Raw genomic sequence first — 15,831 nt, 5'->3', positions numbered from 1 at the left:
AGACGCCCGGCTTATGCCGGGCGTTTTTGTTTGCCCGGGATTTGCGGGGCACGCCGAAACCCTTGTAGGAGCTGAGCTTGCTCGCGATGACTGACTGACATTCAACATTGATGTCGATAGTTAGGCCGCCATCGCGAGCAAGCTCGGCTCCTACAGGGTTTGCGTAACCCTTTAAAATTTGGCAGACAGCAAAAAGGCGCCAAACGGCGCCTTTTTGTTTTGCTGCGATAACGTCAGGCCATTTCGGCCGTGGTCTCGAACTCGAAGGTCAGTTCGCCGTCCTTGATATCGATGTGCACCACACCGCCATGCTCGGCCAGCTCGCCAAAGAGAATCTCCTCCGCCAGTGGACGCTTGATCTTGTCCTGAATCAGGCGAGCCATGGGGCGAGCCCCCCATCATGGCATCGTAGCCAGCTGCGGGCAGCATCGGTGACTTCCAGCAAGTCACGCCGAAACCCTTGTAGGAGCTGAGCTTGCTCGCGATGACTGGCTGGCATTCAACATTGATGTCGATAGTTAGGCCGCCATCGCGAGCAAGCTCGGCTCCTACAGGGTAGGCGTGACGCATCAACATTTGGCAGGCAGCAAAAAGGCGCCAAACGGCGCCTTTTTGTTTTGCTGCGATAACGTCAGGCCATTTCGGCCGTGGTCTCGAACTCGAAGGTCAGTTCGCCGTCCTTGATATCGATGTGCACCACACCGCCATGTTCGGCCAGCTCACCAAACAGAATCTCCTCCGCCAGTGGACGCTTGATCTTGTCCTGAATCAGGCGAGCCATGGGGCGAGCCCCCATCATGGCATCGTAGCCAGCTGCGGGCAGCATCGGTGACTTCCAGCAAGTCACGCCGAAGCCCTTGTAGGACCTGAGCTTGCTCGCGATGACTGACGGGCATTCAACATTGATGTCGATAGTTAGGCCGCCATCGCGAGCAAGCTCGGCTCCTACAGGATTTGCGTAACCCTTTAAAATTTGGCAGGCAGCAAAAAGGCGCCAAACGGCGCCTTTTTGTTTTGCTGCGATAACGTCAGGCCATTTCGGCCGTGGTCTCGAACTCGAAGGTCAGTTCGCCGTCCTTGATATCGATGCGCACCACACCGCCATGTTCGGCCAGCCCGCCAAAGAGAATCTCCTCCGCCAGTGGACGCTTGATCTTGTCCTGAATCAAGCGAGCCATGGGGCGAGCCCCCCCATCATGGCATCGTAGCCAGCTGCGGGCAGCATCGGTGACTTCCAGCAAGTCACGCCGAAACCCTTGTAGGAGCTGAGCTTGCTCGCGATGACTGGCTGGCATTCAACATTGATGTCGATAGTTAGGCCGCCATCGCGAGCAAGCTCGGCTCCTACAGGGTAGGCGTGACGCATCAACATTTGGCAGGCAGCAAAAAGGCGCCAAACGGCGCCTTTTTGTTTTGCTGCGATAACGTCAGGCCATTTCGGCCGTGGTCTCGAACTCGAAGGTCAGTTCGCCGTCCTTGATATCGATGTGCACCACACCGCCATGTTCGGCCAGCTCGCCAAACAGAATTTCCTCCGCCAGTGGACGCTTGATCTTGTCCTGGATCAGGCGAGCCATGGGGCGAGCCCCCCCATCATGGCATCTTAACCACCGCATCGGTGACTTCCAGCAAGTCACGCCGAAGCCCTTGTAGGAGCTGAGCTTGCTCGCGATGACTGACTGACATTCAACATTGATGTCGATAGTTAGGCCGCCATCGCGAGCAAGCTCGGCTCCTACAGGGTTTGCGTAACCCTTTAAAATTTGGCAGGCAGCAAAAAGGCGCCAAACGGCGCCTTTTTGTTTTGCTGCGATAACGTCAGGCCATTTCGGCCGTGGTCTCGAACTCGAAGGTCAGTTCGCCGTCCTTGATATCGATGTGCACCACACCGCCATGTTCGGCCAGCTCACCAAACAGAATCTCCTCCGCCAGTGGACGCTTGATCTTGTCCTGAATCAGGCGAGCCATGGGGCGAGCCCCCATCATGGCATCGTAGCCACCGGCAGCCAGCCAGCTGCGGGCAGCATCGGTGACTTCCAGCAGTACGCGCTTGTCTTCCAGCTGCGCCTGAAGTTCGATAAGGAACTTGTCCACCACACTCTTGATGACCTCATGACTGAGGCGACCAAACTGGATGATGGTGTCCAGACGGTTGCGGAATTCTGGCGTAAAGCTCTTCTTGATCACTTCCATCGCGTCGGAAGAGTGATCCTGAAGAGTGAAGCCGATCGACGCACGCGCTGCGGTTTCGGCACCGGCGTTGGTCGTCATGATGACGATCACGTTACGGAAATCCGCTTTGCGCCCGTTGTTATCGGTCAACGTACCGTGGTCCATGACCTGCAACAGCAGGTTGAAGACTTCCGGATGCGCCTTCTCGATCTCATCGAGCAACAGCACGCAATGAGGCTGCTTGGTGATGGCTTCGGTCAGCAAACCACCCTGATCGAACCCGACATAACCTGGAGGCGCACCGATCAGACGCGATACGGTGTGGCGCTCCATGTATTCGGACATGTCGAATCGCACCAACTCGACACCCAACGCCTTGGCCAGTTGCCGCGCCGCTTCGGTTTTACCGACACCGGTGGGACCTGCGAACAGGAACGAGCCGACGGGCTTGTCTGGCGACTTGAGACCGGCGCGGGACAGCTTGATCGCAGTCGCCAGCGAATCGATCGCGGCATCCTGACCAAACACCGTCAGCTTCAGGTCACGCTCAAGGTTACGCAGCAGCTCTTTATCGGAGCTCGTAACGTGCTTTGGCGGAATCCGTGCGATTTTCGCAACGATGTCCTCGACCTGAGGCACTTCGATGCGTTTTACACGCTTCTCGACCGGCTGCAGGCGCTGGAAGGCACCCGCCTCGTCGATAACGTCGATGGCCTTGTCCGGCATATGCCGGTCATTGATGTAGCGCGAAGCCAGTTCGGCAGCGGCACGCAGGGCTTCATCGCTGTACTCGATGCTGTGATGCTGCTCGAATCGACCTTTGAGACCGCGCAGAATACCGACGGTATCCTCCACCGAAGGCTCCGACACATCGACCTTCTGGAAGCGTCGCGCCAGGGCACGATCCTTCTCGAAAATCCCACGGAATTCCTGGAAGGTAGTCGAGCCAATGCACCGGATGTCACCGGACGACAGCAGCGGCTTGAGCAGGTTCGAGGCATCCATGACACCACCGGACGCAGCACCCGCACCAATGATGGTGTGGATCTCGTCGATGAACAGAATCGCCTGCGGACGTTTTTTCAGTTCGTTGAGCAACGCCTTGAAGCGCTTCTCGAAATCACCGCGATACTTGGTACCTGCAAGCAATGCCCCCAGATCAAGGGAGTAGACGACACTGTTGGCCAGCAGGTCCGGCACTTGGTTGTCGACAATGCGCTTGGCCAGGCCTTCGGCAATCGCAGTTTTACCCACGCCCGCCTCGCCCACCAGCAGCGGATTGTTCTTGCGACGACGCGCCAGGATCTGCGCGACACGCTCGACTTCCAGCTCGCGGCCTACCAATGGATCGATACGACCCTGACGCGCGAGTTCGTTGAGGTTACTGGCATATGCATCCAGAGGATTGCCTGAAGAAGAAGACTCACCGCCCTCGTCGTCCTGCATATCTTGCTCACCCTCGGAGTGATCACCGTGCCCTGGCACCTTGGAGATACCGTGGGCGATGTAATTGACAACATCGATACGGGCAACGCTCTGCTGTTTCAGCAGGAACACTGCCTGACTCTCTTGCTCACTGAAGATCGCGACCAGCACGTTGGCACCAGTCACTTCGCGTTTGCCCGAGCTCTGTACGTGAAACACAGCACGCTGCAGGACACGCTGGAAGCCCAGGGTTGGCTGGGTTTCACGGTCCTCGTCATGAATGGGGATCAATGGCGTGGTGGAGTCAATGAACTCCTGCAGGTCGTGCTTGAGTTTGTCGAGGTTTGCACCGCACGCACGCAAAACGGTGGCGGCAGCCTCATTGTCCAATAGGGCCAGCAGAAGATGTTCGACGGTCATGAATTCATGACGTTTCGAACGGGCCTCCTTGAAGGCAAGATTGAGGGTGACTTCGAGCTCGCGGTTTAACATAGCTTCACCTCATACCCAAGTGTCCGGCGATTAACCGTCCTTCTCGATTTCACAGAGTAGCGGATGCTGGCTTTCCCTAGCGTACTGGTTGACCTGCATGGCCTTGGTCTCGGCGATGTCGCGGGTAAACACTCCACATACTGCCCGTCCTTCTGTATGGACGGCCAGCATGACCTTGGTCGCCAGCTCGCGATTCAGGTTAAAAAACACCTCGAGCACTTCGACGACGAAATCCATCGGTGTGTAGTCATCATTAAACAAAACCACCTTGTACATCGGCGGCGCCTGTAAAGCAGGCTTAGCCTCCTGAACAGCAATGCCTGCGGAATCGTCGTCGTGTAAATCAGGGCGATCCTGATTGAATGTTAGTCGAATCTGGCTGATTGCATGCATGGAAAGAAAGGTTCGTCAGTTGTGCGAATACAGTGGTGGGGGCACCTATTAACGATTTCAACTCCGAGTGCCGGGTCACCTTGACTATCGGCAAAACGGTGTTACAACCAATAGAGCCCACAGTGGGTAAAAAAGGTCCGCGGAGTCAACTTTTTTCGAAGAAGTGACTGCGGATGAACTGGATGATACTCCAGTGATGGAGTCTGTTGCAGAGGGAGTTGGTATGTCAGGCGACAAGGTCAGAGGCACGGTCAGCGGCAAGGTGAAATGGTTCAACAACGCCAAGGGATACGGTTTCATCAACGAGGACGGCAAAACAGAAGACTTGTTTGCTCACTACTCGGCCATTCAAATGGAAGGTTATAAAACCCTGAAGGCCGGACAAGCCGTCGTCTTCGATATCATCCAGGGGCCAAAAGGCCTGCATGCCGTCAACATCGGCGCCCCTGTGGATGCCTCGAAAGCCACGACACCCGCTACGCAACAGACCGTGACGGCTTAAATCCGCACCGTCATCCAGTCATAAAAAAACCGCCCGACTCAATCACTTGAATCGGGCGGTTTTTGTACGCCTGCCGGTTGCTTACATGTGTTTGATCAACGCCTCACCGAACCCGGAAGACGAAACCAACGTGGCGCCCTCCATCAAACGCTCGAAGTCGTAGGTCACGGTCTTGGCCTTGATCGCGCCGTTGGTGCCTTTGATGATCAGGTCCGCCGCCTCGGTCCAGCCCAGGTGACGCAACATCATCTCCGCAGAGAGGATCACCGAGCCCGGGTTGACCTGGTCCTTGCCGGCATATTTCGGCGCGGTGCCGTGGGTAGCCTCGAACATGGCCACGGTGTCGGACAGGTTCGCACCCGGCGCGATACCGATACCCCCCACTTCCGCCGCCAGGGCATCGGAAAGGTAGTCACCGTTCAGGTTGAGGGTCGCGATCACATCGTATTCGGCCGGGCGCAGCAGGATCTGCTGGAGCATGGCGTCGGCGATGGCATCCTTGACGATGACTTCGCGACCGGTTTTCGGGTTCTTGAACTTCATCCACGGACCGCCGTCGAGCAGCTCGGCGCCGAACTCTTCCTTCGCCACCTCATAACCCCAGTCCTTGAAGGCACCTTCGGTGAATTTCATGATGTTGCCCTTGTGCACGATGGTCAGCGACTTGCGGTCGTTATCCACGACGTACTGCAGGGCCTTGCGCACCAGACGCTTGGTGCCTTCCTTGGATACCGGCTTGATACCGATACCGCAGTCCTGATCGAAACGGATCTTGGTGACACCCATTTCTTCTTTCAGGAACTTGATGACTTTAGTGGCTTCAGGGGAACCGGCCTTCCATTCGATACCGGCATAGATGTCTTCGGAGTTCTCGCGGAAGATCACCATGTCGACGTCGCCAGGCTTTTTCACCGGGCTAGGCACGCCGTCGAACCACACCACTGGCCGCAGGCAGACGTACAAGTCCAACTGTTGGCGCAGGGCAACGTTGAGCGAGCGGATACCGCCACCGACCGGCGTGGTCAGCGGCCCCTTGATGGAGACAACGTAATCTTTCACGGCATCCAGGGTTTCCTGAGGCAGCCAGGTGTCCTGGTCGTAGACTTGGGTGGCTTTCTCACCGGCATAGACCTCCATCCAGGAAATCTTGCGCTTGCCCCCATAGGCTTTTTGCACGGCAGCATCAACCACTTTGATCATCACGGGACTGACGTCGACGCCAATGCCGTCGCCTTCAATGAACGGAATGATCGGATTATCAGGAACATTAAGAGAATGGTCGGCGTTGACGGTGATTTTTTCGCCGACGGCTGGAACCTGAATCTTCTTGTAACCCATGCTGAACTCCATTGATTGGATTGAACATCTGGCTTGGTTCGAGCGTAACCCAGTTAAATCGGCGCGCAAACCCTATGTTCCATTGATCTTCCGCAAAGCCATGAAACAGCTGAGCTACAAGCCTGAAAGCAAAGGGAAAAACGCCAAACTCCAGCACGACGAATGACTCGGGGCCCGATGCGTCCCTGCGACCTTTAGACCAATGGACGAGAATCGATTCACATGAACCATCGGCAGATTGCCAGCTACCTATGTATAATGCCGCCCGCTGACCACAGGGTCACGACGGCCGACCTCTCCCTGCTACTCAAATGTAGCCCGAGACTTTCCGCCCAAAAGCCGGCCTGTTACCGCAGTCCGACTGCTTGACGCTCTACTGATGCACCCAACATCACCGCGAAGAAAACTCGACATTCGACTCATGGATGACTTTGAACGAACGCGCTTACCCGGCGCCCCTCGAGTTTCTGCGCACGCTTTAGCAAAGAAGAGAGAGTTAATCCGAATATGCCCACCCGCTCGAAGATCATCTATACCTTCACCGACGAAGCCCCAGCCCTCGCCACCTATTCACTGTTGCCTATCGTAGAGGCCTTCACCGCCTCGGCTGATATCGCCGTTGAAACCCGCGATATCTCTCTTGCAGGGCGCATCCTGGCCAGCTTCCCCGAGCAACTGGGCGACAAAGCCGTAGCCGACCACCTCGCCGAACTGGGCGACCTGGCCGTTACGCCTGAAGCCAACATCATCAAGCTGCCGAACATCAGCGCCTCGGTTCCGCAGCTGCAAGCCGCGATCAAAGAACTGCAAGCCCAGGGCTACGCCTTGCCGGACTACCCGGAAACCGTGACCTGCGACGCCGACAAAGAAGCCAAGGCCCGTTACGACAAGGTCAAGGGCAGCGCCGTGAACCCGGTTCTGCGTGAAGGCAACTCCGACCGTCGCGCGCCGCTGTCGGTCAAGAACTACGCACGCAAGCACCCGCACAAAATGGGCGCCTGGGCTGCGGACTCCAAGTCTCACGTTGCGCACATGAGCACCGGCGATTTCTATGGCAGCGAAAAAGCCGCCCTGATCGACGCCGCTGACGCCGTGAAGATCGAGCTGGTCGCGCAAGACGGCACCACCACCGTCCTGAAAGAAAAAACCAGCGTTCAGGCCGGCGAGATCCTCGACTGCGCCGTGATGAGCAAAAACGCCCTGCGCGCGTTCATCGCCGCCGAAATCGAAAGCGCCAAGCAACAAGGCGTGTTGCTGTCGGTTCACCTCAAAGCCACCATGATGAAGGTCTCCGACCCGATCATGTTCGGCCAGATCGTTGCCGAGTTCTATAAAGACGCCCTGGCCAAGCACGCAGAAGTGCTGGCACAGATCGGCTTCAACCTGAACAACGGCATCGGCGACCTGTACACCCGTATCAAGGCCCTGCCAGCCGAGCAACAAGCAGCTATCGAAGCCGACATTCAAGCGGTTTACGCCGCTCGTCCGTCGCTGGCGATGGTCAACTCCGACAAGGGCATCACCAACCTGCACGTGCCGAGCGACGTCATCGTCGACGCCTCGATGCCAGCCATGATCCGTGACTCCGGCAAGATGTGGGGCACCGACGGCCAGCTGCACGACACCAAGGCTGTGATCCCGGATCGTTGCTACGCCACCATCTACCAGGCCGTGATCGAAGACTGCAAAGCCAATGGCGCTTTCGATCCGACCACCATGGGCAGCGTGCCAAACGTTGGCCTGATGGCGAAGAAAGCCGAAGAGTACGGCTCCCACGACAAGACCTTCCAGATCAAGGCCGATGGCGTGGTTCGCGTGACCGACAGCAAAGGCACCGTGCTGATGGAACAGGCTGTTGAAGCCGGCGACATCTTCCGCATGTGCCAGACCAAGGACGCGCCGATCCAGGATTGGGTCAAACTGGCCGTCAACCGTGCTCGCGCAAGCGCCACTCCAGCCATTTTCTGGCTCGACCCAATGCGCGCCCACGACGGCGTGGTGATCGAGAAAGTTCAGGCTTACCTGAAGGATCACGACACGGCCGGCCTGGACATCCAGATCATGGCGCCAGTCGATGCAATGAAGTACACCCTGCAGCGCACCCGCGAAGGCAAGGACACCATCTCGGTAACCGGTAACGTACTGCGCGACTACCTGACCGACCTGTTCCCGATCATGGAACTGGGCACCAGCGCCAAGATGCTGTCGATCGTGCCACTGATGAACGGTGGCGGCCTGTTCGAAACCGGCGCCGGCGGTTCGGCTCCGAAGCACGTGCAGCAACTGCTGGAAGAAAACTTCCTGCGCTGGGATTCCCTGGGCGAGTTCCTGGCCCTGGCCGCATCCCTTGAGCACCTGGGTGTGAACTACAACAACCCGAAAGCGCTGGTTCTGTCCAAGACCCTGGACCAGGCCACCGGCCTGTTCCTGGACAACAACAAGTCGCCATCGCGCAAAGTCGGCAACATCGACAACCGCGGCAGCCACTTCTACCTGGCGCTGTACTGGGCTCAGGCCCTGGCCGCCCAGACCGAAGACACTGCACTGCAAGCGCAGTTCGCGACCCTGGCCAAGACCCTGACCGAGAACGAAGCAACCATCGTTGCCGAACTCAACGCCGTTCAAGGCAAGCCAGTGGACATCGGCGGTTACTACCACGCCAATGCCGAGCTGATCAGCAAGGCCATGCGCCCGAGCGCCACGCTCAACGCGGCGATTGCTGCGCTGGTGTAAGGCTGTAAAGATGTAAAGAAACCCCGGCCTTCGTGCCGGGGTTTCTGTTTGTGGAAATACGCCGACCACAACCCTGTAGGTGCCAGCTTGCTGGCGATAGCGGCTCATCATTCAACACTTTTATTGGCTGATACACCGCATTCGCCAGCAAGCCGGCTCCTACAGATTCGGTATTTCAACATTTGAGGGCATTTCATGGACTGGCAACCCCACATCACCGTCGCCACCATCGTCGAAGACAACGGCCGCTTCCTGATGGTTGAAGAATCCAAAGGCGGTCGCAACGTGCTCAACCAACCCGCCGGCCATCTGGACCCGGACGAAACCCTGACCGAGGCCGCCATCCGCGAAACCCTCGAAGAAACCGGCTGGGACGTCGAGCCGACCGGCGTGTTGGGCATCTACCTCTATACCGCACCCAGCAACGGCGTGACCTACCAACGGGTCTGCTTCATCGCTAAGCCCTTGAAACACAACCCCGATTACCAACTGGACGACGGCATCGTCGGCGCCAGATGGCTGACCCGTGACGAATTGATGCAACAGCGCGCAAACTGGCGCAGTGAGCTGATCATCCGCTGCATCGATGATTATCTGGACGGCAAACACTTCGGACTCGAACTGATCCGTCCTTCTCTTTAGCCTTGCGGGCCCGAGCCTGTTAGAATCGCGTCCTTTTTCAAGACACTCATTGAATCCCTATGCGTGATCCAGCCCCTTCTGACACACAAAAGAAGCGCGTCATTGTCGGCATGTCCGGCGGCGTGGACTCTTCCGTTTCCGCCCTCCTGCTGATCGAGCAGGGTTATGAGGTGGAAGGCCTGTTCATGAAGAACTGGGAAGAAGACGATGGAACGGAATACTGCACCGCCATGGATGACCTGGCGGACGCCCAGGCCGTGTGCGACAAGATTGGCATCAAGCTGCACACCGCCAATTTCGCCGCCGAGTACTGGGACAACGTGTTCGAGCACTTCCTGGCCGAATACAAGGCCGGTCGTACGCCGAACCCGGACATCCTGTGCAACCGCGAGATCAAGTTCAAGGCATTCCTCGACTACGCCATGATGCTCGGTGCCGACCTGATCGCCACCGGTCACTACGTACGTCGGCGTGACATCGACGGTCGCACCGAACTGCTCAAAGGCCTGGACCCGAACAAGGACCAGAGCTACTTCCTGCACGCCGTCGGCGGCGAACAGATCGCCAAGACCCTGTTCCCGGTCGGCGAGCTGGAAAAACCCCAGGTGCGGGCGATTGCCGAGAAATACGAACTGGCCACTGCAAAGAAAAAGGATTCCACCGGGATCTGCTTTATCGGCGAGCGCCGCTTCAGCGATTTCCTCAAGCAGTACCTGCCAGCGCAACCGGGCGAAATCAAAACCACCGAAGGCGAAGTCATCGGTCGCCACCACGGCTTGATGTACCACACCATCGGCCAGCGCCAGGGCCTTGGCATTGGCGGTTTGAAAGACGCGAGCGACGAGCCGTGGTACGTATTGATCAAAGACCTGGAGCACAACGAACTGATCGTTGGCCAGGGTAACGATCATCCGTATCTGTTCTCCCGCGCCCTGCTCGCCTCGGATATTTATTGGGTCAACCCGATCGACCTGAGCCAGCCGCGCAAACTGACGGCCAAGGTCCGCTACCGCCAGAGCGACCAGCCCTGCACCCTGGAAAAGACCGCCACCGGCTATCGCGCCACCTTCGATGACCCGCAACGCGCGGTCACGCCGGGTCAGTCCGTGGTGTTCTACGACGGTGAAATCTGCCTCGGTGGCGGCGTCATCGAAGTCGCCGAGCCGTGGACCAGCAAAGGCCAGCAGCAATGAGCCCCATTCAGGAGCAACTGACAGCGCTGGGCGGCGTGTTTCTCGCCGCCGTGCTGGTCGACAGGATCGCCAAGACCGGTCAGACCAACGAAGCCGGTCTGACGTGCATGCTCGGCAGCCTGTTGATCCGCGACCCCAAGGACACGCTGGAAGTGTACGGCGGCGACGACATCAACCTGCACGAAGGCTACCGCGCCTTGATCGGCGCCCTCGAGCGCGACCCGAGCGCCCTGCAGCGCGAGCCGCTGCGCTACGCGCTGGCCATGCTGGGTCTTGAGCGTCAGCTGGCCAAGCGTAACGACATGTTGGACGTGATCGGCAAACGCCTGCCGCAAATCCAGTCCCAGGTCGAACACTTCGGCCCCGCGCACGAAAACGTCATCGCGGCGTGCGGCGCGCTGTACCAGGACACACTGAGCACTCTGCGCCAACGCATCCAGGTCCACGGCGACATGCGCAACCTGCAACAACCGAGCAATGCCTCGAAAATCCGCGCGCTGTTGCTGGCCGGGATTCGCTCGGCACGGCTGTGGCGGCAATTGGGTGGCCATCGCTGGCAGCTGGTGATCAGTCGCCGCAAATTGCTCAAAGAGCTTTACCCGCTGATGCGCAGTAGCTGAAGCGCGTCAATTACACGATTTTGTAGTCAGTAACGCGTAATACGCTGGTCAGTTGGCAACGGACCCGCGGATTTTTTCATGTATGATACGCGCCCCATTTCGTTGCCCGACTGTCCGAGAACACCCCATGCAGCTCTCTTCGCTCACTGCGGTTTCCCCTGTTGACGGCCGCTACGCCGGCAAAACCCAGGCCCTGCGCCCAATTTTCAGCGAGTACGGCCTGATCCGTGCCCGCGTTCTGGTTGAAGTGCGCTGGCTCCAGCGCCTGGCCGCTCACCCTGCCATCAGCGAAGTGCCGGCGTTCTCCGCCGAAGCCAACGCCGTATTGAACACCCTGGCGGAAAACTTCTCTCTGGAACACGCCGAGCGTGTCAAAGAGATCGAGCGCACCACCAACCACGACGTCAAAGCCATCGAATACCTGCTCAAAGAGCAAGCGGCCAAACTGCCGGAACTGGCCAAGGTCAGCGAATTCATCCACTTTGCCTGCACCAGCGAGGACATCAACAACCTGTCCCACGCCCTGATGCTGCGCGAAGGCCGTGATGACGTGATGCTGCCGCTGATGCGCCAGACCGCCAACGCCATCCGCGAACTGGCCCTGCGTTTCGCCGACGTGCCGATGCTGTCGCGCACCCACGGTCAACCGGCTTCGCCAACCACCTTGGGCAAAGAGCTGGCGAACGTGGTTTACCGTCTGGAGCGTCAAATCGCCCAGGTCGCCGCCGTTCCGCTGCTGGGCAAGATCAACGGTGCTGTCGGCAACTACAACGCACACCTGTCGGCCTACCCTGAGATCGACTGGGAAGCCAACGCCCGCGCCTTCATCGAAGACGAACTGGGCCTGGCCTTCAACCCGTACACCACGCAGATCGAACCCCACGACTACATCGCTGAGCTGTTCGATGCGATCGCGCGCTTCAACACCATCCTGATCGACTTCGACCGCGACATCTGGGGCTACATCTCCCTGGGCTATTTCAAACAGCGCACCATCGCTGGCGAAATCGGTTCCTCGACCATGCCGCACAAGGTCAACCCGATCGACTTCGAAAACTCCGAAGGCAACCTGGGCATCGCCAACGCACTGTTCCAGCACCTGGCGAGCAAACTGCCGATCTCTCGCTGGCAGCGTGACCTGACCGACTCCACCGTACTGCGCAACCTCGGTGTCGGCTTCGCCCACAGCGTGATCGCGTACGAAGCAAGCCTCAAAGGCATCAGCAAGCTCGAACTCAACGCTGAAAAAATTGCTGCCGACCTGGACGCCTGCTGGGAAGTCCTGGCCGAGCCAATCCAGACCGTGATGCGTCGCTACAACATCGAAAACCCGTACGAGAAGCTCAAAGAATTGACGCGCGGCAAGGGCATCAGCCCGCAAGCGCTGCAAACTTTCATCGATGGCCTGGAAATGCCGGCCGAAGCGAAAGCCGAGCTCAAGCAACTGACTCCGGCCAACTACATCGGCAACGCTGTAGCGCAAGCAAAACGCATCTGATCGACTGTTTGACCCGTTTGAGACGCCCGGCCGCGCCGGGCGTTTTTATTCCCGTCTGAAAAATGCTTTTTTTCAATAGGTTACATATGAATCCCGATATTCCTCTTCAACTTCTGGGTGGTCTTACGGCGCGCGAGTTCATGCGCGATTACTGGCAGAAAAAGCCACTGCTGATCCGTCAGGCGATTCCTGATTTCGAAAGCCCGATCGACGCCGACGAGCTCGCCGGCCTGGCCCTGGAAGAAGAAGTCGAATCGCGCCTGGTGATCGAAAACGGCGAGCGCCCTTGGGAGTTGCGCCGCGGACCGTTCGCCGAAGACGAATTCAGCAAATTGCCGGAGCGCGACTGGACTCTGCTGGTGCAGGCGGTCGACCAGTTCGTGCCGGAAGTCAGCGAGCTGCTGGAAAACTTCCGCTTCCTGCCGAGCTGGCGCGTCGACGACGTGATGATCAGCTTCGCCGCTCCAGGTGGCAGCGTCGGCCCGCACTTCGACAACTACGACGTGTTCCTGCTGCAAGGCCACGGCAAGCGCAACTGGAAAATCGGCCAGATGTGCGACACCGACAGCCCACTGCTGCAGCACGCCGACCTGCGCATCCTGGCCGAATTCGAAGCCACCGATGAATGGGTACTGGAACCGGGCGACATGCTCTACCTGCCACCACGCCTGGCTCACTGTGGCGTGGCGGTCGATGACTGCCTGACCTACTCCGTGGGCTTTCGCGCGCCAAGCGCCTCCGAAGTGCTGACCCACTTCACCGACTTCCTCAGCCAGTTCCTGTCGGACGAAGAGCGCTACACCGACGCCGACGCCCAGCCTGCAGCCGACCCGCACCAGATCCAGCGCGACGCCCTTGATCGCCTGAAGAACCTGCTGGCCGAGCACATGAGCGACGAGCGCTTGCTGCTGACCTGGTTCGGCCAATTCATGACCGAGCCGCGCTATCCGGAACTGGTGGTCGGCCCTGAAGACCTCGAAGAAGAGGATGTCCTCGGTGCCCTGGAACAAGGCGCGGTACTGATCCGCAACCCGAGCGCACGCCTGGCCTGGTCGGAAGTCGATGACGACCTGCTGCTGTTCGCCAGCGGCCAGAGCCGTTACTTGCCGGGCAAGTTGCGCGAACTGCTGAAGATGATCTGCGCCGCCGATGCACTCCATGCCGACAACCTCGGCCCATGGTTGAGCGATGAAGACGGACGTGGCCTGCTGTGCGAACTGGTCAAGCAAGGAAGCCTGGGGTTTGCCGATGAATAAAATTCACGTACGTGTCGCAGACTGGCAAAAGGACAACGCCGAGATCCGGCGCATTCGTGAAGCGGTGTTTGTCGCCGAGCAGTCCGTTCCGCCAGAACTGGAATGGGATGCCGACGACGTGACTGCCGTGCACTTCCTCGCTCTCGAAGGCGATTTCCCGATCGGTACTGCACGCCTGCTGCCTGACGGCCATGTCGGCCGAGTGTCGGTCCTCAAGGACTGGCGCGGCCTGAAGGTCGGCGATGCGCTGATGCACGCGGTGATCGACGAAGCCGAGAAGCGCGGACTGAAGCAGCAGATGCTCAGCGCCCAGGTTCAAGCCACGGCGTTTTATGAGCGCCTGGGCTTTTGCATGGTCAGTGAGGAATTTCTGGAAGCAGGGATTCCCCATGTGGACATGGTGCGCCATTCGGCCTGACCCTGTGGCGAGGGGATTCATCCCCGCTCGGCTGCGTAGCAGTCGAAAACCCTGTGCATGCGGTATGCCTGAGACACTGAGGTAGCACGTCTTGGGGCCGCTGCGCTGCCCAACGGGGATAAATCCCCTCGCCACAAAGGCTGTGAAACACACCACAAAACGCCCCGTCATTTTCAAATGCCGGGGCGTTTTGCTGTCTAGGATTCAACTAGCCCCAATACAGGCCGACAAACTGACACTATCAGCACATTCACCTGTAGGAGCGAGCATGCTCGCTCCTACAGATCAAGAATTCGAAGTCGGAGATAACGGAAATGTCCCTACGCACCCTGCTCACCACACTGCTGGTGGCATGCAGTTTTTCAGTCATGGCGGCCACCGAAATCGTGCCACTGAACTACCACACCAGTGCCGATATGTTGCCGGTGGCACAGGAGTTCATCGGCAAGGATGGCCAGGTCAGCGCTTATGGCAATCAACTCATCGTAAACGCCGATCAACGCAAAATCGACGAACTTAAGGCGCTTTTGAGTCAACTAGACACCGCCCCCAAGCGCCTGCTGATCACCGTCGACACCAACGAAAATAACACTCAGGGCGATCAGGGATACTCCGTGAACGGCGCCAAGCCGAGCCAGACCCGCATCATCAGCCACAGCACCGATAGCCGTGACGGCGGCATCCAGCAAATCCAGGCCACCGATGGTATGCCGGCCCTGATCCAGGTCGGTCAGAGCGTGCCAATCACCAGCAGCCAGAGCGACTCCTATGGCGGTTACAGCAACCAGACCCAATACCGCAACGTCACCCAGGGCTTCTACGTCACTGCCAGCGTCACTGGCGAGATCGTTCACCTGTCGATCAGTACCAACCATGACCGCATGAGCCAGGAACGTCCCGATGTAGTGAACGTACAAAGTACCGACACAACCGTCACGGGCCGCCTGGGCGAGTGGATCCTGCTGGCCGGGGTGAATGGCCAGACTCAAGCCGACAAACAAGGCCTTAGCCGCACTTACTCAACTCAAAGCCGGAACGACATGACGTTGCGCGTGAAAGTCGACACCTTGGACTGAGTCACCGAATACTGACTACCGAGTCGTATTAGACCAAAGATGTAGTGCTTGAAAAAAAGCACTACAAAACGTT

13 protein-coding genes and 4 pseudogenes are annotated in these 15,831 nt (G+C 58.4%); 10 read left to right on the top strand and 7 right to left on the bottom strand.

What is annotated here, in order from left to right; genetic code table 11:
* Nucleotides 1–233: 233 nt before the first annotated feature.
* The 6 genes and pseudogenes from clpA (ABTV22_RS11010) to clpS form a co-directional block, all read right to left on the bottom strand.
* Nucleotides 234–478: pseudogene (gene clpA, locus ABTV22_RS11010) on the bottom strand (ATP-dependent Clp protease ATP-binding subunit ClpA); the annotation flags it as partial.
* Between the two features lie 153 nt (nucleotides 479–631).
* Nucleotides 632–851, bottom strand: a pseudogene (locus ABTV22_RS11005) (hypothetical protein); the annotation flags it as partial.
* A 177-nt stretch (nucleotides 852–1,028) separates the two neighbouring features.
* Nucleotides 1,029–1,274 (bottom strand): annotated as a pseudogene (clpA, locus tag ABTV22_RS11000) (ATP-dependent Clp protease ATP-binding subunit ClpA); the annotation flags it as partial.
* A gap of 153 nt (nucleotides 1,275–1,427) precedes the next feature.
* Nucleotides 1,428–1,589, bottom strand: a pseudogene (locus tag ABTV22_RS10995) (hypothetical protein); the annotation flags it as partial.
* A 229-nt stretch (nucleotides 1,590–1,818) separates the two neighbouring features.
* Complete coding sequence (clpA, locus tag ABTV22_RS10990) at nucleotides 1,819–4,089, bottom strand: ATP-dependent Clp protease ATP-binding subunit ClpA (RefSeq protein ID WP_433740113.1); 2,271 nt, start codon at nucleotides 4,087–4,089, stop codon at nucleotides 1,819–1,821.
* A gap of 30 nt (nucleotides 4,090–4,119) precedes the next feature.
* Nucleotides 4,120–4,482 carry an ATP-dependent Clp protease adapter ClpS gene (gene clpS / locus ABTV22_RS10985; protein ID WP_015094394.1) on the bottom strand — a complete coding sequence of 121 codons (363 nt, stop codon included), beginning with the start codon at nucleotides 4,480–4,482 and terminating at the stop codon, nucleotides 4,120–4,122.
* A 223-nt stretch (nucleotides 4,483–4,705) separates the two neighbouring features.
* Here clpS and cspD point away from each other — a divergent pair, with 223 nt between their 5' ends.
* Entirely contained in the window at nucleotides 4,706–4,984 is a 279-nt protein-coding gene (gene cspD, locus ABTV22_RS10980) for a cold shock domain-containing protein CspD (protein WP_433740111.1), read from the top strand.
* A gap of 81 nt (nucleotides 4,985–5,065) precedes the next feature.
* On the opposite strand, the gene icd is transcribed toward cspD, so the two are convergent.
* Complete coding sequence (icd, locus tag ABTV22_RS10975) at nucleotides 5,066–6,322, bottom strand: NADP-dependent isocitrate dehydrogenase (RefSeq protein ID WP_433740109.1); 1,257 nt, start codon at nucleotides 6,320–6,322, stop codon at nucleotides 5,066–5,068.
* Here icd and ABTV22_RS10970 point away from each other — a divergent pair.
* The 9 genes from ABTV22_RS10970 to ABTV22_RS10930 all read left to right on the top strand — a co-directional run bounded on the left by ABTV22_RS10970 (nucleotide 6,321) and on the right by ABTV22_RS10930 (nucleotide 15,758).
* Complete coding sequence (locus tag ABTV22_RS10970) at nucleotides 6,321–6,488, top strand: hypothetical protein (protein ID WP_433740107.1); 168 nt, start codon at nucleotides 6,321–6,323, stop codon at nucleotides 6,486–6,488. The two genes, icd and ABTV22_RS10970, sit on opposite strands and share 2 nt — an antisense overlap.
* 341 nt (nucleotides 6,489–6,829) lie before the next feature.
* A complete protein-coding gene (locus ABTV22_RS10965; RefSeq protein ID WP_433740105.1) occupies nucleotides 6,830–9,055 on the top strand; it encodes an NADP-dependent isocitrate dehydrogenase in 2,226 nt (741 codons plus the stop codon).
* A 195-nt stretch (nucleotides 9,056–9,250) separates the two neighbouring features.
* Nucleotides 9,251–9,697 (top strand): NUDIX hydrolase, encoded by a 447-nt coding sequence (locus tag ABTV22_RS10960; RefSeq protein ID WP_433740103.1) that lies wholly within the window; start codon nucleotides 9,251–9,253, stop codon nucleotides 9,695–9,697.
* Between the two features lie 59 nt (nucleotides 9,698–9,756).
* Nucleotides 9,757–10,890, top strand: a complete 1,134-nt coding sequence (gene mnmA, locus ABTV22_RS10955; RefSeq protein ID WP_433740101.1) for a tRNA 2-thiouridine(34) synthase MnmA — start codon at nucleotides 9,757–9,759, stop codon at nucleotides 10,888–10,890.
* Nucleotides 10,887–11,510, top strand: coding sequence for a high frequency lysogenization protein HflD (gene hflD, locus ABTV22_RS10950; RefSeq protein ID WP_433740099.1), 624 nt, complete (start codon nucleotides 10,887–10,889; stop codon nucleotides 11,508–11,510). The genes mnmA and hflD overlap by 4 nt, the downstream gene beginning before the upstream one ends.
* Before the next feature lie 127 nt (nucleotides 11,511–11,637).
* Nucleotides 11,638–13,008: an adenylosuccinate lyase gene (gene purB, locus ABTV22_RS10945; protein WP_433740097.1), complete on the top strand. Its 1,371-nt coding sequence runs from the start codon at nucleotides 11,638–11,640 to the stop codon at nucleotides 13,006–13,008.
* Nucleotides 13,009–13,094: 86 nt separating this feature from the next.
* Nucleotides 13,095–14,264, top strand: coding sequence for a JmjC domain-containing protein (locus ABTV22_RS10940; protein WP_433740095.1), 1,170 nt, complete (start codon nucleotides 13,095–13,097; stop codon nucleotides 14,262–14,264).
* Nucleotides 14,257–14,682: a GNAT family N-acetyltransferase gene (locus tag ABTV22_RS10935; RefSeq protein WP_433740093.1), complete on the top strand. Its 426-nt coding sequence runs from the start codon at nucleotides 14,257–14,259 to the stop codon at nucleotides 14,680–14,682. The genes ABTV22_RS10940 and ABTV22_RS10935 overlap by 8 nt, the downstream gene beginning before the upstream one ends.
* A 314-nt stretch (nucleotides 14,683–14,996) precedes the next feature.
* The gene (locus ABTV22_RS10930; RefSeq protein WP_433740091.1) at nucleotides 14,997–15,758 is read left to right on the top strand and encodes a secretin N-terminal domain-containing protein; all 762 of its coding nucleotides are present in this window, start codon (nucleotides 14,997–14,999) and stop codon (nucleotides 15,756–15,758) included.
* Nucleotides 15,759–15,831: the final 73 nt, after the last annotated feature.

The organism is Pseudomonas putida, assembly GCF_050990305.1.
Taxonomy (GTDB): Bacteria; Pseudomonadota; Gammaproteobacteria; order Pseudomonadales; family Pseudomonadaceae; genus Aquipseudomonas; species Aquipseudomonas putida_AH.
Note: the sequence above shows the minus strand (reverse complement) of the source record. Positions and strands in the feature narration are given on the sequence as shown.

Bases quoted from the DNA above. Each gene is read 5' to 3' on its own strand.
- clpA (WP_433740113.1), bottom strand. From the start codon at position 4,089: ATGTTAAACCGCGAGCTCGAAGTCACCCTCAATCTTGCCTTCAAGGAG.
- clpS (WP_015094394.1), bottom strand. From the start codon at position 4,482: ATGCATGCAATCAGCCAGATTCGACTAACATTCAATCAGGATCGCCCT.
- cspD (WP_433740111.1), top strand. From the start codon at position 4,706: ATGTCAGGCGACAAGGTCAGAGGCACGGTCAGCGGCAAGGTGAAATGG.
- ABTV22_RS10970 (WP_433740107.1), top strand. From the start codon at position 6,321: ATGCTGAACTCCATTGATTGGATTGAACATCTGGCTTGGTTCGAGCGT.
- icd (WP_433740109.1), bottom strand. From the start codon at position 6,322: ATGGGTTACAAGAAGATTCAGGTTCCAGCCGTCGGCGAAAAAATCACC.
- ABTV22_RS10965 (WP_433740105.1), top strand. From the start codon at position 6,830: ATGCCCACCCGCTCGAAGATCATCTATACCTTCACCGACGAAGCCCCA.
- ABTV22_RS10960 (WP_433740103.1), top strand. From the start codon at position 9,251: ATGGACTGGCAACCCCACATCACCGTCGCCACCATCGTCGAAGACAAC.
- mnmA (WP_433740101.1), top strand. From the start codon at position 9,757: ATGCGTGATCCAGCCCCTTCTGACACACAAAAGAAGCGCGTCATTGTC.
- hflD (WP_433740099.1), top strand. From the start codon at position 10,887: ATGAGCCCCATTCAGGAGCAACTGACAGCGCTGGGCGGCGTGTTTCTC.
- purB (WP_433740097.1), top strand. From the start codon at position 11,638: ATGCAGCTCTCTTCGCTCACTGCGGTTTCCCCTGTTGACGGCCGCTAC.
- ABTV22_RS10940 (WP_433740095.1), top strand. From the start codon at position 13,095: ATGAATCCCGATATTCCTCTTCAACTTCTGGGTGGTCTTACGGCGCGC.
- ABTV22_RS10935 (WP_433740093.1), top strand. From the start codon at position 14,257: ATGAATAAAATTCACGTACGTGTCGCAGACTGGCAAAAGGACAACGCC.
- ABTV22_RS10930 (WP_433740091.1), top strand. From the start codon at position 14,997: ATGTCCCTACGCACCCTGCTCACCACACTGCTGGTGGCATGCAGTTTT.